The 461-nt window shown below is 70.5% G+C and carries 1 protein-coding gene; it reads right to left on the reverse strand.

Translation table 11 applies throughout. From position 1 onward, the window contains the following. Nucleotides 1-451: hypothetical protein (locus tag J1M41_RS11725; protein ID WP_206451809.1), on the reverse strand; the 451-nt coding region annotated here is incomplete at its 3' end. Nucleotides 452-461 lie beyond the last annotated feature (10 nt).

Genomic DNA, 461 nt, shown 5'->3' on the forward strand with positions numbered 1-461 from the left:
CCAGTGCAGCCAGCACGACGATGACCACCCCGATGGGGTTCGCGGCCATGACGGTGTTCAGCTGCGCGAAGCTCGTAGTGAGCAGCAGCTTGGCGGCGGTCACTGCCTTCGTGATGGCCGCCCACGCCTTGAACGCGCCCACGAGGATGCCGACGGCGGCGCCCGCGGCGCCCAGGGCGACGGCCAGGAACCCCAGCCAGGAGCTGTTCTGCTGCACCCAGCCGCCGAACGCGGCGAGCGCGGGGATCAGGCTGTTCTGGAACCAGCCGTAGACCTCCTGCACCCGTGCCGAGAGTGCCTCCATGAAGCCGAGCAGCCCACCCTGGGTGATGGTGCCGTCGGCCCGCCCCCACGCGTCCATGAACGCGCCGACGGCGTCCACGGCGACGCCCATCCAGGTGCCGAGGGCACCGAACACGGCGGCGCCCATGGGCTCGAGCCACACGAGCACGTTGTTCTTG

It is taken from the genome of Micrococcus sp. KRD096, from assembly GCF_017168495.1.
GTDB classification, from domain to species: Bacteria; Actinomycetota; Actinomycetes; order Actinomycetales; family Micrococcaceae; genus Micrococcus; species Micrococcus luteus.